The sequence below is a fragment of the Rhizobium sp. 21-4511-3d genome (assembly GCF_053522545.1).
The window spans coordinates 37,885-63,334 of record NZ_JBNWCF010000021.1 but is presented as its reverse complement, the minus strand read 5'-3'; the positions used below and the strand labels follow the sequence as shown (position 1 = coordinate 63,334).

22 protein-coding genes are annotated in these 25,450 nt (G+C 58.8%); 13 read left to right on the top strand and 9 right to left on the bottom strand.

Features of this window, described 5'->3' with window-relative positions; translation table 11 throughout:
• Window positions 1-211: 211 nt before the first annotated feature.
• Both mgtA and ACQZ5H_RS30550 read left to right on the top strand, forming a co-directional pair.
• On the top strand, window positions 212-2,863 hold the full coding sequence (mgtA, locus tag ACQZ5H_RS30555) for a magnesium-translocating P-type ATPase (RefSeq protein ID WP_449099989.1): 2,652 nt from the start codon (window positions 212-214) through the stop codon (window positions 2,861-2,863).
• 605 nt (window positions 2,864-3,468) lie between these two features.
• Window positions 3,469-3,714 carry a hypothetical protein gene (locus tag ACQZ5H_RS30550; protein WP_130284478.1) on the top strand — a complete coding sequence of 82 codons (246 nt, stop codon included), beginning with the start codon at window positions 3,469-3,471 and terminating at the stop codon, window positions 3,712-3,714.
• 1,414 nt (window positions 3,715-5,128) lie between these two features.
• Here ACQZ5H_RS30550 and ACQZ5H_RS30545 read toward each other — a convergent pair.
• Together ACQZ5H_RS30545 and ACQZ5H_RS30540 are read right to left on the bottom strand one after the other, a co-directional pair.
• Window positions 5,129-5,416, bottom strand: coding sequence for a hypothetical protein (locus ACQZ5H_RS30545; protein WP_112720316.1), 288 nt, complete (start codon window positions 5,414-5,416; stop codon window positions 5,129-5,131).
• Window positions 5,417-5,510: 94 nt separating this feature from the next.
• Window positions 5,511-5,978 (bottom strand): Hsp20 family protein, encoded by a 468-nt coding sequence (locus tag ACQZ5H_RS30540; RefSeq protein WP_130284482.1) that lies wholly within the window; start codon window positions 5,976-5,978, stop codon window positions 5,511-5,513.
• A 300-nt stretch (window positions 5,979-6,278) separates the two neighbouring features.
• Here ACQZ5H_RS30540 and ACQZ5H_RS30535 point away from each other — a divergent pair, with 300 nt between their 5' ends.
• Window positions 6,279-6,575, top strand: a complete 297-nt coding sequence (locus ACQZ5H_RS30535; RefSeq protein WP_112720318.1) for a hypothetical protein — start codon at window positions 6,279-6,281, stop codon at window positions 6,573-6,575.
• A 707-nt stretch (window positions 6,576-7,282) separates the two neighbouring features.
• Here the strand turns inward: ACQZ5H_RS30535 and ACQZ5H_RS30530 are convergent.
• A complete protein-coding gene (locus tag ACQZ5H_RS30530; RefSeq protein WP_112720328.1) occupies window positions 7,283-7,903 on the bottom strand; it encodes a TerC family protein in 621 nt (206 codons plus the stop codon).
• 195 nt (window positions 7,904-8,098) lie between these two features.
• Here ACQZ5H_RS30530 and ACQZ5H_RS30525 point away from each other — a divergent pair, with 195 nt between their 5' ends.
• The gene (locus ACQZ5H_RS30525) at window positions 8,099-8,293 is read left to right on the top strand and encodes a hypothetical protein (RefSeq protein ID WP_130284484.1); all 195 of its coding nucleotides are present in this window, start codon (window positions 8,099-8,101) and stop codon (window positions 8,291-8,293) included.
• A 396-nt stretch (window positions 8,294-8,689) separates the two neighbouring features.
• Here the strand turns inward: ACQZ5H_RS30525 and ACQZ5H_RS30520 are convergent, their stop codons facing one another.
• The 3 genes from ACQZ5H_RS30520 to ACQZ5H_RS30510 all read right to left on the bottom strand — a co-directional run bounded on the left by ACQZ5H_RS30520 (window position 8,690) and on the right by ACQZ5H_RS30510 (window position 11,720).
• On the bottom strand, window positions 8,690-9,745 hold the full coding sequence (locus ACQZ5H_RS30520) for a methyl-accepting chemotaxis protein (RefSeq protein WP_449099988.1): 1,056 nt from the start codon (window positions 9,743-9,745) through the stop codon (window positions 8,690-8,692).
• Window positions 9,746-10,062: 317 nt separating this feature from the next.
• Window positions 10,063-10,356 carry a metalloregulator ArsR/SmtB family transcription factor gene (locus tag ACQZ5H_RS30515; RefSeq protein WP_130284488.1) on the bottom strand — a complete coding sequence of 98 codons (294 nt, stop codon included), beginning with the start codon at window positions 10,354-10,356 and terminating at the stop codon, window positions 10,063-10,065.
• A 1,097-nt stretch (window positions 10,357-11,453) separates the two neighbouring features.
• Window positions 11,454-11,720 carry a hypothetical protein gene (locus ACQZ5H_RS30510; protein WP_449099987.1) on the bottom strand — a complete coding sequence of 89 codons (267 nt, stop codon included), beginning with the start codon at window positions 11,718-11,720 and terminating at the stop codon, window positions 11,454-11,456.
• Between the two features lie 130 nt (window positions 11,721-11,850).
• Between ACQZ5H_RS30510 and ACQZ5H_RS30505 the strand changes: the two genes are divergently transcribed.
• From ACQZ5H_RS30505 to ACQZ5H_RS30465, 9 genes are all read left to right on the top strand, one after another.
• Entirely contained in the window at window positions 11,851-12,051 is a 201-nt protein-coding gene (locus ACQZ5H_RS30505) for a hypothetical protein (protein WP_130284494.1), read from the top strand.
• A gap of 171 nt (window positions 12,052-12,222) precedes the next feature.
• Window positions 12,223-12,417 carry a hypothetical protein gene (locus tag ACQZ5H_RS30500; RefSeq protein WP_130284496.1) on the top strand — a complete coding sequence of 65 codons (195 nt, stop codon included), beginning with the start codon at window positions 12,223-12,225 and terminating at the stop codon, window positions 12,415-12,417.
• 426 nt (window positions 12,418-12,843) lie between these two features.
• Window positions 12,844-13,593 (top strand): GntR family transcriptional regulator, encoded by a 750-nt coding sequence (locus ACQZ5H_RS30495; protein WP_449099986.1) that lies wholly within the window; start codon window positions 12,844-12,846, stop codon window positions 13,591-13,593.
• A gap of 55 nt (window positions 13,594-13,648) precedes the next feature.
• Window positions 13,649-15,184, top strand: a complete 1,536-nt coding sequence (locus ACQZ5H_RS30490) for a putative N-acetylmannosamine-6-phosphate 2-epimerase (RefSeq protein WP_449099985.1) — start codon at window positions 13,649-13,651, stop codon at window positions 15,182-15,184.
• Window positions 15,185-15,225: 41 nt separating this feature from the next.
• Window positions 15,226-16,551, top strand: a complete 1,326-nt coding sequence (locus tag ACQZ5H_RS30485; RefSeq protein WP_449099984.1) for an extracellular solute-binding protein — start codon at window positions 15,226-15,228, stop codon at window positions 16,549-16,551.
• A gap of 52 nt (window positions 16,552-16,603) precedes the next feature.
• On the top strand, window positions 16,604-17,476 hold the full coding sequence (locus tag ACQZ5H_RS30480; RefSeq protein WP_449099983.1) for a carbohydrate ABC transporter permease: 873 nt from the start codon (window positions 16,604-16,606) through the stop codon (window positions 17,474-17,476).
• On the top strand, window positions 17,473-18,294 hold the full coding sequence (locus tag ACQZ5H_RS30475) for a carbohydrate ABC transporter permease (protein WP_449099982.1): 822 nt from the start codon (window positions 17,473-17,475) through the stop codon (window positions 18,292-18,294). The genes ACQZ5H_RS30480 and ACQZ5H_RS30475 overlap by 4 nt, the downstream gene beginning before the upstream one ends.
• Before the next feature lie 474 nt (window positions 18,295-18,768).
• Window positions 18,769-18,999 (top strand): hypothetical protein, encoded by a 231-nt coding sequence (locus tag ACQZ5H_RS30470; RefSeq protein WP_130279915.1) that lies wholly within the window; start codon window positions 18,769-18,771, stop codon window positions 18,997-18,999.
• Between the two features lie 662 nt (window positions 19,000-19,661).
• Entirely contained in the window at window positions 19,662-20,612 is a 951-nt protein-coding gene (locus tag ACQZ5H_RS30465; protein ID WP_449100000.1) for a L,D-transpeptidase family protein, read from the top strand.
• Window positions 20,613-20,805: 193 nt separating this feature from the next.
• On the opposite strand, the gene ACQZ5H_RS30460 is transcribed toward ACQZ5H_RS30465, so the two are convergent.
• The 3 genes from ACQZ5H_RS30460 to ACQZ5H_RS30450 form a co-directional block, all read right to left on the bottom strand.
• Window positions 20,806-22,176: an FAD/NAD(P)-binding protein gene (locus ACQZ5H_RS30460; protein ID WP_130279843.1), complete on the bottom strand. Its 1,371-nt coding sequence runs from the start codon at window positions 22,174-22,176 to the stop codon at window positions 20,806-20,808.
• Window positions 22,177-22,245: 69 nt separating this feature from the next.
• Window positions 22,246-23,565, bottom strand: coding sequence for an LLM class flavin-dependent oxidoreductase (locus ACQZ5H_RS30455; RefSeq protein ID WP_449099981.1), 1,320 nt, complete (start codon window positions 23,563-23,565; stop codon window positions 22,246-22,248).
• Window positions 23,566-23,985: 420 nt separating this feature from the next.
• Window positions 23,986-25,209, bottom strand: a complete 1,224-nt coding sequence (locus ACQZ5H_RS30450; RefSeq protein WP_449099999.1) for an ATP-binding protein — start codon at window positions 25,207-25,209, stop codon at window positions 23,986-23,988.
• Between the last annotated feature and the right edge of the window lie 241 nt (window positions 25,210-25,450).

The window sequence follows — 25,450 nt, the reverse complement described above, 5'->3', positions numbered from 1 at the left end:
GTGCATTCAACGGGCATGGGAGGCCTACCGAAGTCGTTCCGTGACCTTTCTCGCCGACCGCATGGGGTCACGGCATGAAGTTGGTGTCATGGCAACCTTGTTGCGTCATCTAGAGCAGCCGATTGGCTTGCTGCGGTATCAGCCCGCGCCGTAATTCTCTTTTTCTGAGAAGCCCGCCAAGCGGGGTCCGCCTAAAGCTGGGACATGAGAAATGGACACTGAGACTAAGCTGGCTCGAAATGAGAAGACGCGCGAAGAAGTGTTTGCACGTTCGCCGAAGGCTCTGATAGCGGCGACTGACAGCGACCTCGCCTTAATTGCTGGCCTGACGCCGCCCGCCTGTTATGAGCGGATGCTCTCGGCACCAACGGGTCTATCGGCCGACGAAGCTGGCGAACGGCTGCGTCAATTCGGTCCCAATATCGTTAGCAAGGAACAGCGTACCAGCCTTGTCGAGGAAATTTGGGGCCTTTTAAGGAACCCGCTAAACGGGCTGCTGTTGACGCTCTGCATCGTTTCCTACTTCCTCGGCGATGTCCGTGCCGCCATGGTGGTCATGGTCATGGTCGCGCTCGCAGTCGCAACAGCTTTTGTCCAAGAGCATAGATCCAATGAAGCTGCGGCCCGCTTGCGCGCGATGGTACACACACGTGCGAGCGTCAGACGCATCCCATTACCGGAAGGCAGTTCTTTCGCAGACGTGCCACTGGAGACGCTCGTACCAGGGGACATCGTTCGCTTGTCTGCTGGAGACATGATTCCTGCGGACTTGCGGCTGCTCGAGACGAAGGACCTGTTCGTCAATCAATCAGCACTCACCGGTGAAGCGATGCCAGCAGAAAAGTTTTCGGACGCCGAATGCACCGTTGAAGCAGACCCGTTTGACTTATCCAACCTTTGCTTTATGGGGGCCAACGTCGTTTCGGGCTTTGGCACCGGCGTTATTATTCGGACTGGTCCATCGACTTTCTTCGGCCAACTTGCGCATGACCTGGCTGGCAAACAGTTACCAACGGCGTTTGACAGGGGCGTGGCGCGATTCACATGGCTGATGATCTGCTTTATCCTTGTAATGGGGCCCGCCGTGTTCCTCATCAACGGGCTCACCAAGCACGATTGGCTTGAAGCTTTGTTGTTTGCGGTCGCCGTGGCAGTTGGGTTGACGCCCGAAATGCTTCCCATGATCGTCACGGTGAACCTTGCAAAAAGCGCGATCGCAATGTCGAAGCAGAAAGTAATCATCAAACGGCTGAACGCCATCCAGAACATCGGGGCGATGGACGTTTTATGCACCGACAAGACCGGTACGCTGACACAGGACCGTATCATTCTGAAACGTCACCTTGATATTCGCGGCGACGAATCCGACGACGTCTTGCGGTACGCGTTCCTTAACAGCCATTTTCAGTCGGGTCTACGCAACCTGCTCGACGAGGCCGTGCTGGCCCATGTGCAGCTCCATGGCGAACTCAGAACCGAGAACTATATCAAGGTCGACGAGTTGCCGTTCGACTTCTCCCGGCGCCGAATGTCGGTTGTCGTCATCCGCCCGGACGGGCGCCATTTGCTCATTTGCAAGGGCGCGGTAGAGGAGATTTTTGCGGTCTGCACACGGTACTCGCTGGGAGCCGAGACCGGCCCCCTAGACCCTGGTCATTTCGAAACAGCCAAGGCGGAGACCGAGGCCCTGAATGCGGACGGTTTCCGCGTCGTCGCGGTCGCATTCAGAGAGTTCGACGGTAACAAACAGGACTATGGCCTCGCAGACGAAAGCGAACTCACCCTTCTAGGCTACGTCGCCTTTCTCGATCCACCGAAAGAGTCGGCGCGTCAGGCTATCGCGGCGCTTAAGTCGCGAGGTGTTACCGTGAAGATCCTGACCGGCGACAACGACATCGTCACCCGAAAGGTCTGTTCGGAAGTGCAGATCAAGCCGGGACGGATCATACTGGGCAGTCAGATCGCCGTCATGCAGGACAAAGAACTTGCAGTTGCTGCCGAGCAGACTGACGTCTTCGCCAAGTTGACCCCAGCCCAGAAGGAGCGGGTCATTACAGCACTTCACCGGAACGGTCATGTCGTCGGGTTCCTAGGCGACGGGATCAATGATAGCCCGGCTCTCAAGGCCGCTGACGTCGGCATTTCCGTCGATACCGCAGTCGACATCGCGAAAGAGTCGGCCGACGTCATCTTGCTGGAAAAGAACCTTCTCGTTCTGCAATCCGCAGTGATTGAGGGACGGCGCACCTTCGCCAACATCACCAAATACATCAAGATGGGCGCGAGCTCGAACTTCGGAAACATGTTGAGTGTCCTCGGCGCAAGCATCTTTCTGCCGTTTCTGCCGATGGCCCCAATCCAGGTACTGACCAACAATTTGCTTTATGATTTCTCACAAACGGCGATCCCGACGGACAACGTTGATGAAGACTACCTTGCCAGTCCTCGGCGTTGGGAAATCAGCAACATCTTCAAATTTATGATTTTCGTAGGGCCGATCAGCTCTATTTTCGACTATGCCACCTACGGCATGATGCTATTCATTTTCAACGCCTGGAATAATCCGTCGCTGTTCCAGACAGGTTGGTTTGTGGAGTCTCTGCTGACCCAAACACTAATCATTCACATCATCAGGACAGCCCGCGTCCCCTTCATCGAGAGCCGTGCCAGCGCGACACTGATTACGACCTCGCTTGTCATAAGTACCTTGGGCATCGTTCTCCCCTTCACCTGGGCGGGGTCGGCCCTGGGCTTCGCGCCTCTGCCGCTACTATATTGGCCAATGCTCGTGGTGATGCTGGTGACCTACGCGGCGTTGGCCCATCTGGTAAAGGTCTGGTTTATCAAACACTGGGGCTTATGATCAAGGCAGAGAATACCTTGAATCCGGTAGACGAAAACAACGGCCGTGCGTTTTGGGGATGCTGGCGAGCTCCCTTTGTCAGTTCGCTTTACCGGGGCTTTTCGTTTACTGGTCAGTAGGTACGGCCGATTGCCCACACCATAAAGACGAACGAAAGTGTTGCGGCAAATGCTGCGATGGCGAGATTGGTGTCCATAGCTACCCTCTTGTGAAATGTGCGCACTGAACGCGCAGGGGAAGGTTTTGGTTCCCAATGCCGGTAGGAGGCGATTCGGCTTTCGTAGTACGTTTGTCTGCAACCGTACCAACGATTTCAAAGGACTCTTTTCATCCGATGTGATTAGGTCGGTGCCGCAACATGCGACCTGGCGAACCACTGTGTCGCATGGAGGGCTCGCCTGTGTATCGAGTGGCGAGCCCTCCTCTTGTGGCTGACCACCATCCTCCACTGCACCCACCTTGACGATCATCGCCAAACCTCTTACCGACTGCGCGCCGCGCTAATCATGGGGCGGCATAGGGCAGGCCCGATCTGGCGAGGATGTTCGGGCATTTGCCAAGTCTGAGACTATTTCACAGCAAGCACACAGGAAGCAGCGGGGGAGATGGTGACGAAGTTTCGTAAGGGCGACACACCGGCAACGGTCGATGATATAGCGGGCTTGTTTCAGCACATAAACCTCATGCAGCGGACTTTGCTGAGCATCGGCGCGATCGCATTGCGAAGCGCTCAATCGCCGAATGAAATCGAACAGATCGACGCGCAGGTTCAAGCGATGGTGGACGACTTTACGAACAAGGTAGCCGCTCTCGCCAAGCGACTTGATATGGACGTCGAAGAGGCTGGGTGAGCCAGGATATCCTTGAGCTCGATCGGATGCCAAGGCTGAATTTAAAAGCGCTGTTCGGCGCACTCATCGTCGGCACTCTTGGACTTGCCACCTTAATGCCCAGGGGGTTTAGCTCACTCTCGGGCGCAGGGAATATGGCACACCGCAGGCGTCAGGCTAGCGAAGCGGCGATTACATCCTCTGCATTTTTTTGGACAGTTAGCGCGGAGCGCCGAAAGCTTGAAGCGCTACCGAGTCTTCCAACTCTCAGACTACTAAGCTATCGGTAGCGAATTTCAGACATACTGCGCTCTCTTTCCACCGGCAAAGCACCGGTGACTGGAAGCCGCGTTTGCACTGGCGCGGCTCTTGAGCTCGACCAAGGCAGTTTCGTTGGGCGGGCTTGGGTTGGCACAAAACACCGTCGGCGCTAAAGTTCGACAAAATGTAAGCGCATGGAGCTGCCGCCATGTTTTTCTCGAAAGACAACACGACTTTGTGGCCGGACGAGCTCGCCGTTTGCCAGCGAGTGTTCGATCATATCTGCGTAGTCAAGCAGGTCACGCTCGACATGCACCGAGAAGAGATTGCAAAGCAAATCCTCCTCGCATGCCGTAACGGCGTTAAAGACGAGAAGTCCCTCATAAGACTACTGCTTTAGGTACGCTGTTTCGCATGATGCCCCGCAGGAGCCACACACTCAGCAAGATACTCTTCGGCGGAAGGACTCGGAACCGGTCTTTCACGGGCTCGACCGATCCGCGTTAGGCCCCTCAACCGTGACGGGACACGGGCCTTATCACCGCGCCTCCACGCGGGCCGTTGGAGACGTCATTGACGGAATTGTGCGCTTCATGGTCGAGGCGGAATCTCGCAAGTCTACACCGGCGGTTCCCATACGTTCCCGGCGACAAGGCGCACATGCTCAAGATCATCTCACGCGGGCTCGGTTTCTGAGCATCATCAACGGCAGTTTCGAAGAAATGGTGCGCGCAGCGTCAATGTCTGCCCAGCGGGCGAACCTCCATCGCAGTTGCCAATCACCCAAATAGATCAGCGGAAGCTTGCTGTGCCCCGCGACAGAATAGCATCGAATTGATCGGACCGCCAATCGATTAAAGGGTATTTCATGAACAGCGCGTCTCAATCGGGCCGCCTATGACACTCCCGTGGAAAGCGGCCCGGACGGCAATGGATTTCCGTCACCTGTGAAAAAATCTGCAATGAAACGTGCGCCATGGCACTCCGTCACGATCAGGGGCCGGTCAAGGCTCCCATGGCAATCGTGTCGCCGCCTCCGATAGCAACTCGTGCAGCGTTTTAGCCAGCCGTTCAAGAGCGGACCTATCAGCGACTGCTGACGAGCGATCGGCAGGGTGACATGACGATGGGCGAGGATAAAGCCGCGACGATCCGGGCACTATTCCGGCGGTCGTCAGTGAACCGAATAGCTGAGCATCCTATACGGATGGCTCGCACCGAACTGTTTGATAAGTTCGTTGGCCTGCCTGAGCACGTTCTCCGCATGACGAACATCGTCTCGAGCAAGTTCGTCGGCGTTCAGAAGAATGGCTTCGGCCATCGTCTTCGACAAGACACCAAACTTGCGGTTACCCTCGGCCATGGATTCAAGAGCAGCGCCGTCCAGCAGACGGCCTACCGCAATAAAGAGCTGTTCGCGCTCTTCGACGGACAACTGTGCGATGTTTGAAGAATGATGCATGGGAAGAATTTCTTGCTTTCGAAACTCGGGCCGGCCCGCCACCGGATCCATTCTACTGGCACCCGCTAGCCTGCCGCAGCCTCTAACCCAGGGATTACGCTGTGTGCCGATTGGCGTCGATCTGCAGCACGGTATCCTGGCTGCCCGATCCGATTGCGATCTTTCGTAGTCTCAGGGCATCCGGGATCTCTCTACGAAGTGATACCGTCAAAAGCCCGCTGGCGAGCGAAGCGTCTTCGACCCACACATGATCGGCAAGTTCAAAACGGCGTTCGAAGCTTCGTGCTGGAATGCCGCGGTGCAGATATTCGCCCTGCTGGTCTTCAGCTTTGCTTCCCTTGACGACCAGGAAGTTGCGGTCCTGGGTAATGTCGAGGTCGCTCTCGTCGAATCCAGCAACCGCCATCGATATGCGATACTCGTCCTCGCCTGTCTTGACGATGTCATGGTGCGGCCAAAAGTCGACTGCCTGCAGGCGCTGCGAATTGTTGAGCAGCTTAAAAACGCGATCGAAGCCGACGCTGGACCGGTACATCGGTGAAAAATCGAGTTCATTTCTCATCCCAAAACCTCCGTGAAGCGAGTTGGAAGGAGACGCAGCGGCAACTCGCGCCTCCGGTTTCCGGACCCCATTGGAAGACCGTGTCGACGATTTGGGATCGCGTTTTTCGGGCTTCAAGAGATCTGAGACAAAAATTTTTAGACCGCCTTCGGCTAGGTCTTGAAGTTGATGTCAACGGCTCCGATCTTCCAATTCACCTGAGGATTTTCATCCGTTTTCTAGGAGACGCATCATGAGCATCCAAAGATTAGCATCGTTAGGCGGCTCGCAACGTTCTTCATCGAAGGTGGAGGGGCTGCCATGAGACGGTCGGCTTTCACCCCGCCCACCGGTCGACACAAGGTCCCCGCCACGACGCCCGCGGACATCGCCGTCCGTTATGCCGAGAACCTTCGCCGACTTGCACGCGAAGCAGGGAAAATGGACCGCCCGGTGCTCGCTAACAGCCTTCTTTGTGTCGCCCGCCAGATGGACGACATGGCCCGCGACAATGCGACCGACGAGCTTGGCCTAAGCGCGCTGCGACGGGTTTGCCGCTTGATCGGTCGCGTCGAGCGCATGCTCGACTACCAGGCAAAGGCGTCGATCTTGCACTGACCCGCGGCCACCGCCGTTCTGGCTGCCCTTTTCATCTGTGTTTTCTGACGACACTACGCTGGAGGGGCTAGTCAGGGCCCGAGCGTAGCTTTGAAATTACGCTCTCATTCTCGAGGAACATGCCCGTCGTGAAGCGCACCGAACCCATTTGCGGCAGCCAGAGGTATGGTCGCGGTCGACGGGAGGAAGACAAATTCGCCGACGCGGCGCCGAAAAAGCGCCATTGTTCAAGGCCTGACTGGCCGACGCCTCTTCGACGTCCTCGCACCAAACAGCTGTCCTAAAACATTCGGCGCGGGGCGGGCGGTGGCGGTCCACTGCAGGTTCCGTGCGGGCTTCCGGACAGTTGCTCGACCCGGTCGCGCTCCAAAGGGCGAGCATGTCGTCGTCGAGGCTTTTCGGAACGCCGACGGCGTCGGGACCGCAGCTTTCTTCCTCGAAGATCTCGATGGCATTGTTTCGGACTTCGAACAGACGGGGCCCGGAAAGCCTTTGCCGTCTGGCATCTGACACCTTCCGTACTCAGACGGGATACAGTCGCGTGGTGATCTACCAGTTCTCGACAACGCTGCAGGCGTTGCGGTTGTTGGTCTTTCTCCGGCGAGCGTAAACCGACGCCAGGAGCGTCCCTATCAGCCGACATGAGCAACTTTAACGTTTGTGACCGCGGGCAGCCCGTTCCCAATTGGGCCGGGAGGGCCGCAAATTTACGTTGCCGACACTTTCATCAGATAAGGCGTGACTTCGATCGCCCCTCGATAAATCATGTCAAGCGATATGTAGAGAATGACGGCAAGGCCGATATAGGCTATCCACCGATGCCTGTTGAGCAGGCGGGCAATGAAGTTTGCTGCCAACCCCATCAATGCGATGGACAGCATCAGGCCAAGTATAAGAACGCTCGGATGTTCGCGCGCAGCACCTGCGACTGCCAGCACGTTGTCGAGCGACATGGAGACATCGGCGACGATGATCTGCGTTGCAGCCTGAAGGAATGTCTTTCGGGGAGTGTTCGCCTCGTGTGGGACTTCCTCGCCGCGGTGGCCTGACCGCAGTTCGCGCCACATCTTCCAGCACACCCACAGCAGCAAAAGTCCACCTGCGAGGAGAAGACCGACGATGGCAAGAAGATAGACTGCGACGCTGGCGAAAGCTATTCGAACCACGGTGGCGGCGAGAATGCCGACAAGGATGGCCTTGCCCCGTTGCGATTGCTCAAGACCAGCGGCCGCGAGACCTATGACTACAGCGTTGTCGCCAGCAAGCACAAGATCAATCGTAATCACCTGCAGCAGTGCGGTCAGACCGGCCGGCGTGAAAATCTCCATCATGGGTGGACGCTAATCTCCGACGTTTTTCAATTGCAAACTCGCCTCAAAGCCAAATGCCCATGCGCTTACTCAGTTCCGTGTCACGGTTGCGAGAGAACTCGCGATTGTCCGGAGATCGATTGTCGCGACGATAGTAGCCCTATGAACCGTGACATTACCCCTGAGGCGTGAGTGAGATCGTCGGCAATAGCAGTGGTAGAAGGTCGGCGGGAGCAGAAGCTTCATCAGATCACGGACGACCAGAAGGCTGCCGTCTACAAGAGTGTCGCCGGTCTTCTGTTCGACGTGATCGTCAGGCCTTGCAAAGACACCACGGTCATTTTCCACCATCCAGAACCAGGGATAACGGACAAGGCCTGCCTGACGCTACGCGGCTACCACCAGTGAAGAAATGATCATGATTTTTGGCGGGCCGCGCCGCTGTTGGTCAAGCCCGACAACTCATCGTTCTCAACGATCCACTTAAAGCGCCAGGTCGCGGAAGCCACGCACGTCGGCACCCACTTCCAAGCATTTTCAACCGGAAACAAGTCCGGCATCGTCCCGCACATGTCAGAGAACATTGTTTTGTTCACTGGATACGCTCGACACGAGGAGGGTAGAGGTTGACGGATGTCGTCGACCTTTATGATTGCGCATACCCTGGTGAATGCGGCCACATCGCTGACAACTCGCCAACGCCATCAGCTTCCTAAAGACGTTTGCTGAGCCCGCTCTGGTAATTATTACATCGGCCGACGCTCGTCAGCGTCGGCGATATTAGAGCAGTGGGAGGTACGACGATCAAAATTCTTCCCAGTTCTGATCAGGAGCGACCACCGTTGCGGTGCGACCGCCCCCAAACGATCGGGCCACTCTGTCCGTCATCGCTCGTATTGGCGAGGCAACAGCTCGGACGCTTGGTTCCGTGATGACCCTTGCGGCTTGAACCATGCTGACCGTTGCCGCAGGGGCGTCGGACAAGCGGAACTGTCCTACCAAAGACTTCAGTTTCGCGGATTCTGCGGCAAGTGTAGCACCGGCGGCATTTGCCTCTTCGACCATAGCTGCATTCTGCTGTGTCACCTGATCCATTTGATTGACAGCGGTGTTCACCTCCGCCAGGCCGACCGATTGCTCACGGGCGGAAGTAGCAATGGCATCCATATGGGTGTTCATGCTGACGATGTAGGCTTGGATACTCTCGAGCGCGTCACCAGCTGCACTGACGAGCTGGACACCGTCCTGAACGTCGTCACCGGATGCACGGATGAGCTCCTTGATCTCCTTTGCGGCCTTGGCAGAGCGCTGCGCCAGTTCGCGGACTTCCTGCGCGACAACCGCAAAGCCTTTCCCCGCTTCGCCCGCGCGAGCAGCTTCGACGCCGGCGTTGAGCGCGAGGAGATTCGTCTGGAAAGCAATCTCATCGATGACGCCGATGATGTTGGAAATTTCACTCGACGATTTCTCAATTTTGCTCATCGCCTGGACCGCATTACGGACAACATCGCCCGACTGGCTGGCGCTGCTGTTTGCCTGGATCGCGATCGAGCGCGCCTCATCTGCGCGCTTCGACGAATTCGCTACATTAACCGTCATCTCGTCCAGCGCTGCTGCCGTTTCTTCAAGCGAAGCTGCCTGCTGCTCTGTCCGTCTCGAAAGATCGTCGGCGCTCTGGCTGATTTCCCGCGAGCCACTTTCGATGGACGTCGTCGAGGTTGCGACCGCCGCCAACGTCGAGCGCAGCTGCTCGACCGCGCGATTGAAGTCGAGACGAAGGCTTTCGAACTCGTCGGCAAATCGATCAACAAGACGTACGCCGAGATCGCCGCATTCAAAGCAGCCAACCTCAGTTTGCAAAGTCGCTCGCTCTCCTCCCGGAGATGCCGCTCTTCATCTGCGGCGCGTCTGCTACAATCTTGTTCGTGCGTTCGAAGGCCGCTGAACGCTGTTGCACGGCCAGCGTCTTCCTGATCCTCGTTACCATGACAGCCATTCGTGAAGGTTTCCTCAGATGTGGGGAAATTGAGAGGGCGCGAGGGAATGAACCACAGATCTCGTGCAACGAAGCTGCTTGTCGATTAGGCGGGGCACTGCGACCGACAGGCCGCTCTCCGGCTGTCACACCGCTGCCGCTGCCGATTGGAGAAGGCCCATGACGACCTCGGTTAATGCGGTCATACAGGCTGTCGATCCAAGGAGTCTGGCTGGAAGCTGTCGATCCAAGATCTAATCTCTTCGGAGGCACAATGGTAGAATACTGTTCGGCCACATCTCCGCGTCCTGATCAGGCCGGCCTTGCGCAGCTCGCGAAGATGAGCGGTTGCAGTCGATCGGCTCCGGTCGCAAAGCCGAACAATCTGCTCGGCACGTAATTCGCCTTCCGATACCGCCTTAGCGAGCCTAAGCTTCAGGGGATTGGAAAGTAGCGCCCGGAACAAGGCGCGCTGATCGGGATTAATGTCGATCATCGAGATCCTGAAGGGAGGGACTGTAGTGGAGACCAGCCGGACAATCAACGGCGGAGAAGAACTCAAAGTTATCAAGCATCGCGTGGCTTTCAGAGCCCATCACCGCGACAGTCCAAAATTCGCGCTCTCGGCCGAAAACGGATGAAACCATGACTATCTCGGTGCGGCTGCTGCCTCGTCGGCGAGCCCAGTAAAACTTTTCCGTTTCGAGCTCTGGTCGGTCCACACTATTCCTCCAAGGGAGGACCGGAAATGGTACCGCCTGACTTTCAGATAGGGCGACTGCAGTCAATTGCCAGCGGAGATCGTACCGAAGATCGAAGTCGACCTTAGCGGCTCGTCTTCCAGAGCGCTCTTTCGCCTGGATCAGCGCTTTCGTTGCGCAATTCTGTCAAGGTCGAGGCTACCAGTCCCACAAACATGGTCGCGATAAGGACTGTCAGTATTGTCAGAAGGGCGAACATTTTATTTCTCCAGCGTCCCATATGAATGAGCGCCATGTGAAAAAGTTCCGCGAGATCTCCGCGACGCGCGGATGCTGTCAGCGCTTCGATAAGGCCAAAATTCTTGCAGAGCCTAGGCGGCTCGCCGTCTGCCTGATTGCCCGCGCGTGCGCTCTGCTCGCCACAGTTTGTGGCGCGGGCGACTGAGAGCTCTTTTACCCTCGCCCAGAGCGTGTTCCAGAAACGATCCGACAAATTCACCGGAAACCGCCGACGAGTGACATGCGCAGGCTCGCACGACCTCGAGAGAACCAAAAGCGTGACCTGCGATGCCAGCTGCGACGTGCTTGACAACCGCGACTAGAGAACTCTAGGGACGCGATCAGCCTAAGTCGAGCGATCAAGATACCAGGCTTGGCAGTCATCGCACGCGCCCTCGAATTCCTTCGAGTGCTCCAGCAGGGAATGAGCTGTCCTTGTCGTGAGAGCTTATATCTGGATCGGCGTCATCGAAGGCGGCATGAGCATTTCCAGGAGGGAGGATGGCTGCATGCGTCGGCTTGGGGCGCCGGATGCTGACCTCACCTCAACGGCTATATCTTTAAGCTCAGTCAGACCGTGGTCGCCGACGGATATCCGGATCCAGCGGTCGACCTACTCGCCACGGCCACGCCGTGCAGGGTCGAACCACTCTCCACCGAATTTCGACATGAATGCAGAAGCTCCCGCTCGCGTGGCGAAACAATGGATATTGAAAATCTGCCCGTTGGACGTCACCGATGGGATGACATTGCAGCGTAACAGACGGTTGCAGTAAAGCGCTTGCTCGTCTGCCAAACTGCCTTCCGACAATGCTTTCAAGAGCGCGATCTGATGAGGCCAGCCCCGATTGATTGTCGATAGAGTCAGCTTCTTCGCCACATCGCACTCCCTTGAGTATCGGCAAGTCCAGTTGACATATATCCCAGAAAGAACAAAATGGGAACATAAGATTTTCCAATGAAGCTTGGCCGCCTCCGGGGCCCACGGCAACAGCACAAGGAAGAACGTAATGAGTGACCTCGACCGTCCCACGCTGCAGCGTGCCCCTACTCTCGTCGCCCGCAAATGCAGTTGCGGGGATTGGGCGGGATTCGGCTTCGGGAAAGGCGAGCGTGAGGAATGGTGGTGTTGGAGTCACTATCCCTACAAGACTTCTGCACGGATGGAAGCCGCTGAGATCGCCGACGCCCTTTCGTCGAAGGTGGCGTAGAAGTACCTACGCTGAGAACCGATGGAAGCTCGCGACAAGGTTGGGGCGCCAGTTGGTGAGACCTGCTCCCTGTCATTCCAACGCTGGGTCGCATGGCTTTGCGGATGCCGCCGCGGTGTAGATTGCTCCTGATGCCTGGACACCGCCCGCGCTCCGGAACGTCCACCTTCGTTGTTGGCGATCGAGACCGCCGCCCGGATCGCTCTCGTTGAATGTCAGTATGATTTCAGAGAAAATGACAAATCTCCAGAGATCGCCTTTAGCCAGCCTGATTTTCGCTTTGGCGCGACCCTCAAGATGCTCGATTTCTTCGCGCACCTCGGCGAGCGCTGTCAATATCTGGAAGGCTTTGCTGAAGAAAGCTGACCCATAGGGGCTCAACGCCTTCGCCAGTTCGCACAAACAGACTAACGCCGTGGGGATTCTCAAGCTGGCGGATTACCCGCCGATAGCGCTAGCTGGGAAATGTTCAGCTCATTGCCAGCACCTGAGATTGCGACGCAGATAGGCGACTTTCACAAATCATGTCCCAAAGGAGCAACTTCTGCAACGGTTCTGATTTCACCGGCCAGACTACACTTGGAAGGCGATGCGCCCGCGCTGCAGGTACTCGATCGGACTAGGGCACACCACCTCCTTAAACCTTGCGGCGAAACTCGCCCGAAACTGTCGCGTGGCTCGACCTGACGCAATGCACAATTCAATCGTTCGCGAAGCACTGTTTGCGCTTGTGAGATAATACCAGTATATATCCAGTGAATTTTTCTTGAGTGTTTCTTCGGCAGATTTCCCATGGCAGACAATCAGGTCATCGATGCAATCGGGAAGTCTCTCGACCGGCTTCCGGCCGATATCCCGCTCTATAAGCGGCTGAAGCTGGCAATCGAGGAGGCGATCCAGACGCAGGCCTTTCAATCCGGTAGCGTCCTGCCTGGTGAGCGGGTGATTGCGACGTCTTTCTCGCTCTCCCGCGTAACAGTGCGCAAAGCTTTGGCGCTCCTGGAAGAAGAGGGGCTTCTCAATCGGCGCCACGGCTTCAAGACCGAAATTGGCTCGCGCGTCGAGAAGTCTCTTTCGACGCTCACCAGCTTCTCCGAGGACATTCGCGCCCGGGGACAAGTGCCTGGATGTATTTGGATATCGAAGCAGATGACCCGGGCCTCTTCCACGGAGATGATGGCCCTCGGCATTGCCGGAAATGCCAATGTGATCAGGATGAAGCGGGTTCGAACCGCGAACGGACTACCGATCGCATTGGAGACGTCGATCATTCCCGTTCGCTTCATTCCCTCGCCAGACGTGATCGGCCAGTCGCTCTACGAAGTGCTGGAAGCGCGAGGGTTCATGCCGGAACGTGCGATCCAGCGTATGCGCTCGCGAGCAGCGACGGCTGAAGACGCCGACCATCTTCACTGCGAGGCGGGCTCACCGCTCCTGGTGACCGAGCGGCGTTGTTATCTGGCGGATGGCCAGACCGTCGAGCTGTGCGAAACTCGCTATAAGGGCGACGTGTATGACTTCGTCTTCGAATTGCAGCGGTAATACCAGTCATTAACTGGTTGCCATCTGGTATTTTCCATCTATCGTGATGTCCGAAATGGAGCATCCCGTGAAGCGCGAAGACATCAGAAACAGCCTCATCGTTTCCTGCCAGCCGGTGCCCGACGGCCCGATGGACGATGCGCGCTTCGTCATCGGCTTTGCAAATGCCGCAGCCGCTGCCGGCGCTAAAGCACTGCGCATTGAATCCGTCGACTACGTAAAGGCCGCCCGGCCGCATGTGACTGTGCCGATCATCGGCATCGTCAAGCGCGATCTCGACGACAGCCCGGTCCGCATCACGCCCTTTATTGCGGATGTCGAGGCACTGGCGGATGCGGGGGCCGATATCATCGCTTTCGACGCGACAGATCGCACCCGTCCGGCACCTGTCGAAGCGCTGGTGACTGCCGCGAAGGCCAAGGGCAAGCTGACGATGGCAGATTGCTCCTCGCTCGAAGACGCCAGGCGTGCGCTCGCCGCCGGTGTGGATTTTGTCGGCACGACACTGTCTGGTTATGTCGGCGGGCCGGAACCGGTCGAGCCCGATATCGCCTTGATTTCCGCAATGCGCGCGTTGACGCCTTACGTCATCGCCGAGGGCCGCATCCGCACACCGGAACAGGCGGCGCAGGCAGCGGATGCAGGCGCGCTCGCCGTTGTCGTCGGCTCCGCCATCACCCGCACCGAGCATGCGACGGCCTGGTTTCATCAAGCGATCGACGCCGCCTTCTCGGCGCGCGAGGATGCAGGCAAGCCGGTGCTGGCGATCGATATCGGCGGGACGAAGACAATGGTCGCCCTCGTCGAACAGGACGAGGTGCTGGAAGAGCGCGTCGTCCGCACGCGGCGCGAAGAAGGTCCCGACGCCTGGCTGGATGCGGTCGCCGCCGAAACCGCCGGGTGGGCCGGTCACTTCGCCCGCGCCGGCATCGCGGTGACAGGCTTCGTCGAAGACGGCAACTGGTCGGCGCTCAATCCGGCAACCCTTGGAATTCCAAATGACTATCCGCTGGTGTCGCGCGCAGAGAAGCGTCTTGGCGTATCCGTCATCGCCATCAACGATGCGCAGGCCGCCGCCTGGGGCGAATATCGTTTCGGCGCCGGACGCGGCGAGGATATCGTCTTCCTGACGATCTCGACCGGCATCGGCGGCGGCATCGTCATCAACGGCCGGCTCGCCTCTGGTCTTGCCGGGCATTTCGGGCTGACCCGCAGTCCGTCGCAGGGCGTGGAGCCTCTGGAAGACATGACATCCGGGCTCTGGATCGCCGCACAGGCGAAAGCGGCCGGCCATGACGCCGACGCGGTGACGGTATTTGCCGAGGCAGAAAAGGGCGCAGCCTGGGCGAAGGCGATCATCGAGCGGTCCGCGGGGCGCGTTGCCCTGCTCTGCAGCGATATCAAGCTGATGCTCGATCCGAAGCGGATCGTCATCGGCGGCGGCATCGGCCTTGCCCCCGGCTATCTCGATCAGGTGCGGTCGCAGCTTGGCGGCTTGAGTTCCCGCACCACTCCCAACCTCGTCGCGGCAGAACTCGGCAGCCGCGCAGGCATTATCGGCGCCGCGGATCTGGCGCGCAGCAGGGCATGAAGACCACCGGATAATCACGAAAACAAAGAAAGGGAACAACAATGAAAATGCAGAAGATAATTGCTCCGGCTCTCGCCGCGCTTCTTTCGAGCGCCGCCCTGCCGGGACTTGCCAATGCCACCGTCACCGTCCTCGGCTGGCCCGGCGGCTCAGAGGAGACGGCGCTGCGCGCCACCGTCGAGGTCTATAACAAGACCGCCTCCGACGCCGACAAGGTGGAGCTGCTGTTCTTCAACCGCGACGGCTTCTTCGACAAGCTGCAGGCCGACATGGCCGCCGGTTCGACGGCCTTCGACATCAACCTCGTCGCCACCTACTCGATCGGCCGCTACGCACCCTACATGGAACCGGTCGATCTCGGCGCCGATGCCGCCAAGGTGTTCGGCGATTCCGTTCTGACGACCATGCAGTTCGACGGCAAGCAGTATGGTGTTCCGACCGACCTGTCGCTGCACTTCATGTATTACCGCAAGGATCTCATCGATGCCCTGATGAAGGACGATGCAGCGAAGAAGACCTATGCCGAGCTCGCCAAGAAGGTGCTTGGCAAGGATCTGCAGCCGAAGGATCCGGACAGCTGGACCTGGGACGACTGGGCGGCGACCGCGCTCTACTTCTCCAAGCAGGCCAATCCCGACAGCCCCGTGCGCTATGGCACCGTGCTGCAGATGAAGAACCTGCTGTTCAACATGATGGTGTTCCAGTCCGTGCCCCGCTCCTACGGCGGCGACTGGATGGACGCCAGTGGAAACGTGACGGTCGATTCCGACGCCTACAAGACCGCCCTGCAGCTCTATAAGACGCTCTACGATGCCGGCGCTTCGCCGAAGGATTCGCTGAGCTACGAATATCCGGAAACCAACGCCGCCTTCGCCGCTGGTCAGGCAGCTACAGCCCTGCAGTGGAATGCGGCTGCCGCCGATCTCACCAGCGCCGAGAAGTCGCCGGCCGTCGCCGACGTCACGGGTATCGTCGCGCCGCCGGCCGGCCCGAACGGCCGCGCCGATCATATCCACGGTCTTGGCCTTGGCCTCAACAAGAACGCCAAGAACAAGGAAGGCGCCGTCAAGTTCCTGAAGTGGCTGGCAACGGAAGATGCGGCGCTGACCTATGCAAAGAGCGGCGGTTCGCCGGCACTGACGCCCGACGTCGTGGCGAAGGTCGCTTCCGAGCGCCCGGATCTCGTCAAGCTCGGCGAATTCGCCAGCAAGTACGGCTATGTCATGACCGGCGCCACCTCGGCCAATGCCCTCTCGGTCTACGAGTTGCAGGCCAAGGAATTCACCGGCTACTGGTCCGGCCAGCAGAGCCTCGAGGATGCGCTTGCCCATACCAAGACGGGCATGCAGGATCTCCTCAAGAAATAACCTGATCCGGATGCCGGGTCGTCCCGGCATCCCTCCCATCCGGCGGAGCGACATGGCTATCGTAACACGTGCCGAAGGCAGGGCCTACCTGACGCCGCTGTTCGGCTTCCTGCTGCTTTTTCTGGGCTTTCCGGCTCTCGTCAATCTCGTCTATTCGGTCTCGACGGTCGGGTTCCAGAACCTGCGCAGCCCGGAACTCAGCGGATTCGGCAATTACCTCGCGGTGGTGCAGGACCGCACCTTCTGGCAGGCGACCTTCTTTTCCTTCCGCTTCGGCATGCTGACGGCGGTCGCCGAATGCCTGATCGGCCTGTTTCTGGCAATCTTCCTGGCGCCGCTGCTTGCCAAGCGCTCGGCGCTGATGGCATCGCTGATGCTGCCGCTTATGGTCGCACCGGCGATGATCGGCCTGATGTACCGGCTCGTGCTGCACGAGTTCGCCGGCCCCGTGCCCTACTATCTCTTCATGTGGTTCGGCGACAGCCCGGCGTTCCTCGACGTCAACAACGCCTTCAAGACGCTCGTCGTCGTCGAGACGCTGCAATGGACCCCGTTCGCCTTCCTGCTCTTCTACGTCGCCTATTCGGCAATCCCGCTCGATGTCCGCGAGGCAGCTTCGCTCGACGGCGCCTCGGCGTGGCGCATCCTCTGGTGGATCGATCTGCCGCTGATGATGCCGACGCTCGTCATCGCCTTCTTCATCCGCTTCATCGATGGTTTCCGCGTCTTCGACAACGTCTATGCGCTGACCGGCAGCGGCGCCGGGGGCTCCACGACGTCGCTGTCGATCTACATCTATCAGGCCTTCTTCAAGGATGGTTCGATCGGCAAGGCGGTGGCGGCATCCGTCGTGCTCTTCATCGCCTCGCTTGCCGTTCTCTACGGGCTGAACTGGCTCGCCGGCCGCAGGAGGAAGGCAGCATGATCAACGCGCTCCGCTGGATCGTCTTCGCAATCGCCGCCGTTGCGATGAACTTCCCGATCATTGTCACGCTGGTCACCTCGTTCAAGAGCGCACGTGAACTCTCGAGCAATGCCGGCCTCTGGGTCAACCAGCCGACGCTCGCGAATTACGCGCGCATCCTCACCGAGACGGACCGCTTCAATATCTATGCCTATCTCCTGAACAGCACGATCGCTGCGACCCTCGGCACGGCGCTCGCCATCGCCCTCTGCCTGCCGGCCGCCTATGCCATCGCCCGCAGCGAGGTTGGCCGGCGGATCATGATGCCGCTGGTCATCAACCTGCGCGCCGTGCCGCTGATAATTTTCGCCATCCCGCTCTACATGATGTACCAGTGGCTCGGGCTGCTCGACACCCAGCTCGGCCTCGGCCTGATCCTGACGATCGTCAACATCCCGCTCGCCCTCGTCATGCTGGTCAATGCCATCAACGACGTGCCGCTTGAACTCGACGAGGCCGCCCGCATCGACGGCGCCTCCTCATTCCAGGCAATGGTCAGCATCATCACGCCCGTCATCCGCCCTGCCCTCGTCACCGCCTTCATCTTCGGCTTCATCACGGCATGGAACGAGTTCCTGTTCGGCCTTATGCTGACGACCAACAAGGCAGTGCCGATGACCGTCGGCGCCTCCTTCTTCTTCGCAGCCAGCGGCGGCGGCGTGCAATGGGGCGTCGCCTCGGCGGTCATGGCGCTGGGCGCGCTGCCGCCTGCACTGCTCGGACTGCTGATGTATCGGCAGATATCGGGTTCGATGACGGCGGGTGCCGTCAAGGGCTGACGCTGCCTGATGTTGATGATGGTGCCCGCGCAGACGTGTCCATAATTCCGGAAAATTCAGCATTACCCATTCGACAGCCTTTGGAGACGGTCGCAGCACATCATGGCGAGTGGCAAGCGCGTCGAGATTCTTTCCTGAATCGCGAGACCACATCTTTCGTCGCGAGCCAGCGTGCTGCGAAGGTTCGTGTCTTCACCGATTTTTGCAAGACTACTGGGGCGCGCTGATTAGCTCTGCCATTCGAGGACGGACCTGCAGAAGCTTACTGGTAACGACACCGGTGCGCACCGATGCTACCGCTTCAGCTGCGATGCCATTCCTGACGTGCCATGCGATTACCGCGGATAGGTGTGCTCTTTGATCACGCTTGTTGAGACGCCTCTGTATCGGCGGCCCTACGTCAGACGTCACATGCCGAGTTTGCTTGCGTACAACGGCCAACTTGGGGTATTACTGGAAACAAATAAGGGTCTGGTGGCCAGCTCTCAGACATGGGCAATTCAGAGTTACAGAAGCCGCTTGGGCGACCGCGGCCTCGCTCGTTTTGAGGTCCTTGGACGCGATAGTGATCGCAGCTTGATCAGGTTTCTTGCGCGCCCGGAAGCAGCTAACCTGCGCACAGTCGTGAGCAAAACCCTCGCCGGTGAGCCGCCAAAGAAGGGCGGGATTCTCGCGGCGCTGCGTCTAGCCCGCTCGCCCGAGTAAGATCGTGAGCTCGATCTGTAATGCGCGCTCTGCTCGACACGAACATTCTGAGCAATATCACGAAGCCACAAACGTTATAGTTGCTTTCGACATGGATGGCCGAGCGAGCTGATACTGATTTATTGGTCGTATCCCTCACCGTCGTCCTCCGTTCGACGAAGGCCGATCTCATCTGGGGAGAACTGATGGCACAGGGAAAGGCAACCGGCCCCCCGCGAAGTGCCATGGATACCATCGTGGCCGCCGTCGCTCAGGCCAACGGATGTAACGTTGTCACCGACAACGAGGGAGAGTTTCAAGGGATCGAAATTATCAAGCCTCGCAATCTGAACGCTTGCCAAACACCTATCGTCGTGAGCCGGCATCGGTCAGCTCGATCGACCGGAGTTGCTAGGCGCGCCGGAACCAGCGACTTTTCTATCTCAACGATATCATCGTCGCAGTGGTGTCAGCAAATCTTCGCTCATGGCCTCCTCTCGCCAGGCGCTCGTGACTTGCCTCGCACGCTGCTCTCGCGGGCTCGCGTCTTCCAAGCCAAACTGACCGCTCGATTTTGGCTCACTGCGGCGCTTGAAGGCCGCTGGAGAGCGCGGCTTTCGCGCTATGGAACAATCGAGCTGTTCAGCCCTTTCGGTGCTATGAAAAGACTTCTGTTTGGCTCAATGATCTTTTTCGGCTCGCTTGGCTTTTCCCACGCCCAGGAATTGTCGCCCGATTCAATCAACAACTCGGATGTCTTGTCAGGGCTCGACGGGCAGGTTGCGCAGGACCCGCCTGTACCGAAGGCCGCAACAGTCCATCTTCAGGTCCTGCTTGACCGGGCAGGCGCATCGCCGGGTGTGATCGATGGCTTCGATGGCGCCAATGTCAGCAAGGCGATTGCCGGTTTCGAAGCAATGCAGCATCTGCCGGTGGACGGCAAGCTCGACGCCCTGGTGGTAGAGCGGCTCGGCGACGACAAGCATGTGATCGGCCCGTATATCATCGCGCCCGATGACGCCGACGACCTCGTTAGTGAAGTGCCGAAAGACTATGCCGAACAAGCCAAGATGGATCACCTCGGCTATACAAGCATCCCAGAAAAGCTTTCCGAGCGCTTTCACATGGATATCGACCTTCTCCATGCCCTCAACCCGTCCGCAAAATTTTCGCCCGGCGAGACGATCTCCGTAGCCGTTGTCGGAGCACCCAAAACCGGCCGGGTGAAGCGGATCGAAGCGCGTCGCGCGGACGGACAGCTCGTCGCCTTTGCCGATGATGGAGATGTTCTGGCAATCTATCCGGCGACAATTGGCAGCGAAGACAACCCGTCCCCTTCCGGAAAGCACAAGGTCAACGGTGTTGCCCGCAACCCAACCTACGAATACAATCCGCGTGTCAATTTCCAGCAAGGCAAGAACAGGACGAAGCTTACCTTGCCAAGCGGACCCAACAATCCGGTTGGGTCTGTCTGGATCGACCTCTCGGAGCCGACCTATGGCATCCACGGAACGCCTGAACCATCCCTCATCGATAAGACCGGCTCGCATGGCTGTGTAAGATTGACCAACTGGGACGTCGAGGAACTGGCAAGCATGGTAAAACCTGGCGTCGTGGTGGTCTTTACCGAATGATGCTGGCCGCCCGGCCGGGCCGTCGCTATCGACTTCTAACCGATTGGGAGAAAATTGCCTTTTCACCAGATCGATTGTTGAAGAGGGGCTGTCGATCCGGTCTCGATCGACACCTCCCGCCGAACGCAGATCACCTCTTTTCTGGAGATCAACAGTCCCAAGGCCACAAGGGAAAGCTAGCCGCGACTGGCTGTCATTCGCGATCACCGCCAGCGATTGCGGCTGCAACATCGCTCGCGACGGCCTGAGCCTGGATGCGAATATCCGGAACCGCCGTGATTTCCCAGAACTGGCCTGCCGTCAGCGCTCCGACTGCATAGAGCCCTGCGGCGCTTGCGGCATCTGCCTGCACTCTCGATTGCCGATCGACAACGATGCCGAGCCCCTGTGCGTCTGCCTTGATCAGAGCCTGGCGCTTCATTTCCGCAAGCAATGGTGAATGCGCGATACCCGCCCTTTCGACGCCAGTGCAATTGACCAGCCAGTCGGCATTCACCTGCCTGCTTTGCAGCGTCCCCTTGGATCTATAAGTGATGGTAAGGGCGCCCCCTGTCTGCTCCACGCCTGAGAGGAAGCCGGCATGCACAGCGACGCGGCCACTCTCCATCAACTCGCGAAAGCGTGCATGGACATCTGGGGCCACCCGATGGCGATGAATGTTCCACCATGGCAGCGCGTGTCGAAGAAAGCGGACGCGCTCGGCGGCCGGAAGCCGTGCCCAGAGCGCCTGCGTCTGCGGGCGCAGACGGTCCATGACTGAGCGCCAGTCACCTGCAGCCCGGCTTTCCTCGCGCAGTCGACGAAGCAGCTCACTCAACTTGACGGGCAGGGTCTGCGGATCAAAATCGGCCGGGGGCGCCGGAGCGACGACGTGCCCATGGGGGACAAGGCCGCGCCGGGAAAGGACATCGATTTTTCCGCGGAAACCGCGTGCGTGCAGCGCCAGAACCTGATCGATCATCGTCAGGCCGGAGCCAAGAATACAGACGTTGTCGTCGCGCCCGACGCGTCTCAGCCACGACAGGCGCCACGGGTTTTCGACGATACGCTTCCTTGCCGACGCGGCCAATCCGGATACATCGAAGGGCAGCGGCGCATTGCCGACGCCGAGGCACAGCACGACGTTCCGCCCGGCGATCTCCCCACCATTGTCGAGAAGGAAGCCAAGTGTGGCGTTATAGCGCTCGACGCAGCCCGTTGCCTTGGCGCGGATGAAGTCCACCTTGCATCGCGGCCGCCTGTTGCGCAGCAGCGCCGCAAGGCTGTCGCGAACGTAGAGGCCGTAATCCTGGCGGGAAGCAAAATCGCCGTCTCTCAGCGGCCGCTTGCGCTCGGCAAGCCATTCGACGAATGCATTCGGCCTGTCTGGAAAGAGGCTCATCCGGCCGGCCGGGACGTTCAGCCGGTGGAGATATAGCTCCGAGCGATAGGCGGTTCCGCGGCCAAAGCCCGGGTCATCGCCGATCACGGCCACGGCAGCCGATGCCGGAAGAATCTCGATGAGATTGCAGAGCGTCGCGATCGCCGAGAAGCCGGAGCCAACCAAAACCGTATCATAAATCATTCGTTTCCCTCGTAAGCGCACGGCAAACGCGCCCGGGCGGGATCGTGTTCCCGCGACGTCATGGGCGCGTCAAGCGTAGCGGCTCCTGGGCCGGGGAAGCCCGAGATGGTCGCGCAGCGTTGCTCCCTCATACTTGCTGCGGAAGAGCCCCCGCCGCTGAAGCTCAGGAACCAGCCGCTCGACGACATCGTCGAGGCCCTGCGGCAGGTAGGGAAACACAACGTTGAAACCATCCGATCCTCCTTCATGAAGCCACTCGGCCATCTGGTCGGCGATCCGCTGCGGCGTGCCGACGAAGGCGAGCCCCGAATACCCGCCGTATCGCTGCGCCAGCTGCCGCACGGTCAGGCTCTCCTGAACAGCGAGCTTCAGCACCTGCTCGCGGCCGGTCTTGCTGGCATTGGTCTCGGGGACCTCGGGAAGCGGCAGGTCAGGATCGAATTTCGAGGCGTCATGACCGAGCGCGATTGATAATGAGGCGATGGCACTGTCGTAATGCACGAGGCCATCGAGATGCGCGCGCTTTGCCCTCGCCTCTTCAAGCGTATCCCCGATCACCACGAATGCCGCAGGCAGGATCTTCAGATGATCAGGATTGCGCCCCACTTTCCCCATCCGCCCCTTGATATCGGCGTAGAGCGCCTGTCCGGAGGGCAAGTCGCGCGGCGAGCAAAAGACGACCTCAGCCGTTTCAGCGGCAAGCTGCCGGCCCGGGTCGGATTGACCGGCCTGAACGATGACGGGCCATCCTTGTGGAGGGCGGGCGATATTAAGCGGACCCCGTACGGACAGTTCAGTGCCTTTATGGTTGAGGGCATGCAACTTCGCCGGGTCGAAGAAGGCACCGCTTTCGATATCGCGGATAAAGGCGTCGTCGTCGAAGCTATCCCACAAACCGGTGACGACGTCATAGAATTCGCGCGCACGTTCGTAGCGTTCGCCATGAGCGACATGCGCATCAAGGCCGAAATTCAGTGCAGCATCGGGATTGGAAGTCGTGACGATGTTCCACCCGGCGCGTCCGCCGCTAATGTGATCGAGAGATGCGAAGCGCCGCGCCACATGATAGGGCTCGTCGAACGTGGTCGATGCCGTGGCGACGAGACCGATGCGGCTCGTCAGCGCCGCAATAGCGGAAAGCAGCGTGAACGGCTCGAACGACGTGACCGTGTGGCTGCGCTTCAAAGCCTCCTCGGGCATGTTGAGCACGGCAAGATGATCGGCCATGAAGAAGGCGTCGAACTTCGCCGCTTCCAGTTTCTTCGCAAACGCGACGATATGGGCAAAGTTGAAATTCGCGTCCGGATAAGACCCCGGATACCGCCAGGCTCCGGTATGGAGGCTGACGGGGCGCATGAAGGCGCCCAGATGAAGTTGCCGTTCGGTCAATTGCGTTCACCTTCTCGGCTCCCGGTGCCGATACTTGTCGGCGGCGTGGGAACTCGGTTGTCGCTTGGGTTCGGCCCAATATTCTCTACGGCGCGGGGGCGCTAAAGGAATATATTTTCGTTCTGCAACTCGGCTGCGAAAAGAAGCCGTGTTTGCGCACGAGCATCAGGTGCCACGTACAGGTCCGCACACGTTAGCATGTGGTGGCGGATGTCGGCACTATGGTATCCGCGCCCAGTCTCACGAGACTCTTTCCACTGAGGAAATCGCCTGCTCTTCAACCTGGCTTTACGAGTTAGCACGCACGGAAGCCGCGCCTTCGCTACGGAAAGCCACACGGCGCCGCCGCAGCATGCAGCTCTGCGTTGAATCGACCTTTTTTGTGTGAGCATTCCCGCAAGCGATGGGCTGTTTCCGAAATCACTCGCCCCAGAGGCAGGAAAGCGGGACCGCCGCCAGTCTATCACCAAAGGGTAGGATCTTGTCCCCGTCGTAAAGAACCCATCCTGCCTTGAAGGCGCTTCCGGTGGCAGCCGCAACTTTCCGGAGGCCCTTGAAATCCGGCGCTGTGACCGTCGCCGCAGCCTTTACCTCAAGCCCGATGATATCGCCGCTCTCATCTTCCAGAATAATATCGACCTCGTCCTGATCTTTGTCACGATAATGATGGAAGGTCGGTCGAGCATCGCTCCATGTGGCGAGCCTGAGAATCTCATTGGCAACGAAGGTTTCGAGCAGGGCACCGAAGGCCGAGCGGTCTCTTGCAATACGATCCTGGGTCAATCCCGTTAATGCGGCAAGAAGTCCGCTATCCAGGAAGAACAGCTTCGGCGTCTTCACGAGACGCTTCAGTGGATTGCGGAACCATGGCTCGATCCTGCGCACCAGAAACAGGTTCTCGAAGATGCCGATATAGCGACGCGCGGTTTTATCATCGAGACCGATTTGTCCTGCCAGCTGCGCGAAATTCAAGAGCTGTCCCGAGTGATGTGCGAGTGCGCGAAGTAGCTGAGGCATCTGGTCGAGACGCTCGACATCGGCGATTTCGCTAACGTCGCGCTCGACAATCGCTCGGATATATTCTCTTGCCCAAGCAGAACGACGGCGAGGATCGGGGCGTGCGATCATCTCCGGATATCCGCCAGTGAGGACGTGTTCGATCAGGTCAGACCCGACAATAACGCTCCCAGGCGCCGTAAGCTCTCCGGCAAATGCCTTGTCGAGGAAATTGCCCTTCCCTCTCAGGACTTCTGCCTGGCCCAGGGGCAGCAGGGTCACAACCTCCATCCTGCCGGCAAGGCTTTCCGAGACGGTCGGAAGCGCAAGGATGTTGGCGGATCCTGTCAAAAGAAATCGGCCGGGACGTCGGTCGTTGTCGACGGCGCTTTTGATGGCGCGCAACAGTTCGGGAGCCCGCTGCACTTCGTCGAGGATTGCAGTATCGATTTGCCTGATAAAGCCGACCGGATCGGTCTTTGCCGATGCGAACGTCGTGTCGTCATCCAGCGTGAAATACGGCCGGTCTGTCTTGAGGAGAGATCGTACCAGAGTGGTCTTGCCGCATTGTCGGGGTCCATTCACGAGGACGACCGGCGTATCTGTCATGGCTATGGCCACGCGTTGAGACGCACCTCTGGGAAACAGCAGGTCGGCCTTGTTGTTGCTGATCAAATATTGGCCCCTTTGGAACTAACCGTAACTATTCGTCTGATCCGGAAGATATCTTCGTCCAATCCGGATTTCAAGTTCGGCCAATCCGGAAAGGCACGCCGTCTATATCGGAGCTGCCGTCCAGCCAAAAAATTGAGATGGCAAAGGAGAAAACAAAGCGTACTCGGTCGCAGCTCGATCCTCTTGCCCCCGGCTGTCGCTCAATCGCCGCCTG

Excerpts from the sequence above, each read along its gene's own strand:
- ACQZ5H_RS30505 (WP_130284494.1), top strand. The coding sequence starts at position 11,851 with ATGAGTGACCTCGACCGTCCCACGCTGCAGCGTGCCCCTACTCTCGTC.
- ACQZ5H_RS30480 (WP_449099983.1), top strand. The coding sequence starts at position 16,604 with ATGGCTATCGTAACACGTGCCGAAGGCAGGGCCTACCTGACGCCGCTG.
- ACQZ5H_RS30495 (WP_449099986.1), top strand. The coding sequence starts at position 12,844 with ATGGCAGACAATCAGGTCATCGATGCAATCGGGAAGTCTCTCGACCGG.
- ACQZ5H_RS30485 (WP_449099984.1), top strand. The coding sequence starts at position 15,226 with ATGAAAATGCAGAAGATAATTGCTCCGGCTCTCGCCGCGCTTCTTTCG.
- ACQZ5H_RS30515 (WP_130284488.1), bottom strand. The coding sequence starts at position 10,356 with ATGATCGACATTAATCCCGATCAGCGCGCCTTGTTCCGGGCGCTACTT.
- ACQZ5H_RS30540 (WP_130284482.1), bottom strand. The coding sequence starts at position 5,978 with ATGAGAAATGAACTCGATTTTTCACCGATGTACCGGTCCAGCGTCGGC.
- ACQZ5H_RS30460 (WP_130279843.1), bottom strand. The coding sequence starts at position 22,176 with ATGATTTATGATACGGTTTTGGTTGGCTCCGGCTTCTCGGCGATCGCG.
- ACQZ5H_RS30530 (WP_112720328.1), bottom strand. The coding sequence starts at position 7,903 with ATGGAGATTTTCACGCCGGCCGGTCTGACCGCACTGCTGCAGGTGATT.
- ACQZ5H_RS30490 (WP_449099985.1), top strand. The coding sequence starts at position 13,649 with ATGGAGCATCCCGTGAAGCGCGAAGACATCAGAAACAGCCTCATCGTT.
- ACQZ5H_RS30535 (WP_112720318.1), top strand. The coding sequence starts at position 6,279 with ATGAGACGGTCGGCTTTCACCCCGCCCACCGGTCGACACAAGGTCCCC.
- ACQZ5H_RS30475 (WP_449099982.1), top strand. The coding sequence starts at position 17,473 with ATGATCAACGCGCTCCGCTGGATCGTCTTCGCAATCGCCGCCGTTGCG.
- mgtA (WP_449099989.1), top strand. The coding sequence starts at position 212 with ATGGACACTGAGACTAAGCTGGCTCGAAATGAGAAGACGCGCGAAGAA.
- ACQZ5H_RS30465 (WP_449100000.1), top strand. The coding sequence starts at position 19,662 with ATGATCTTTTTCGGCTCGCTTGGCTTTTCCCACGCCCAGGAATTGTCG.
- ACQZ5H_RS30545 (WP_112720316.1), bottom strand. The coding sequence starts at position 5,416 with ATGCATCATTCTTCAAACATCGCACAGTTGTCCGTCGAAGAGCGCGAA.
- ACQZ5H_RS30550 (WP_130284478.1), top strand. The coding sequence starts at position 3,469 with ATGGTGACGAAGTTTCGTAAGGGCGACACACCGGCAACGGTCGATGAT.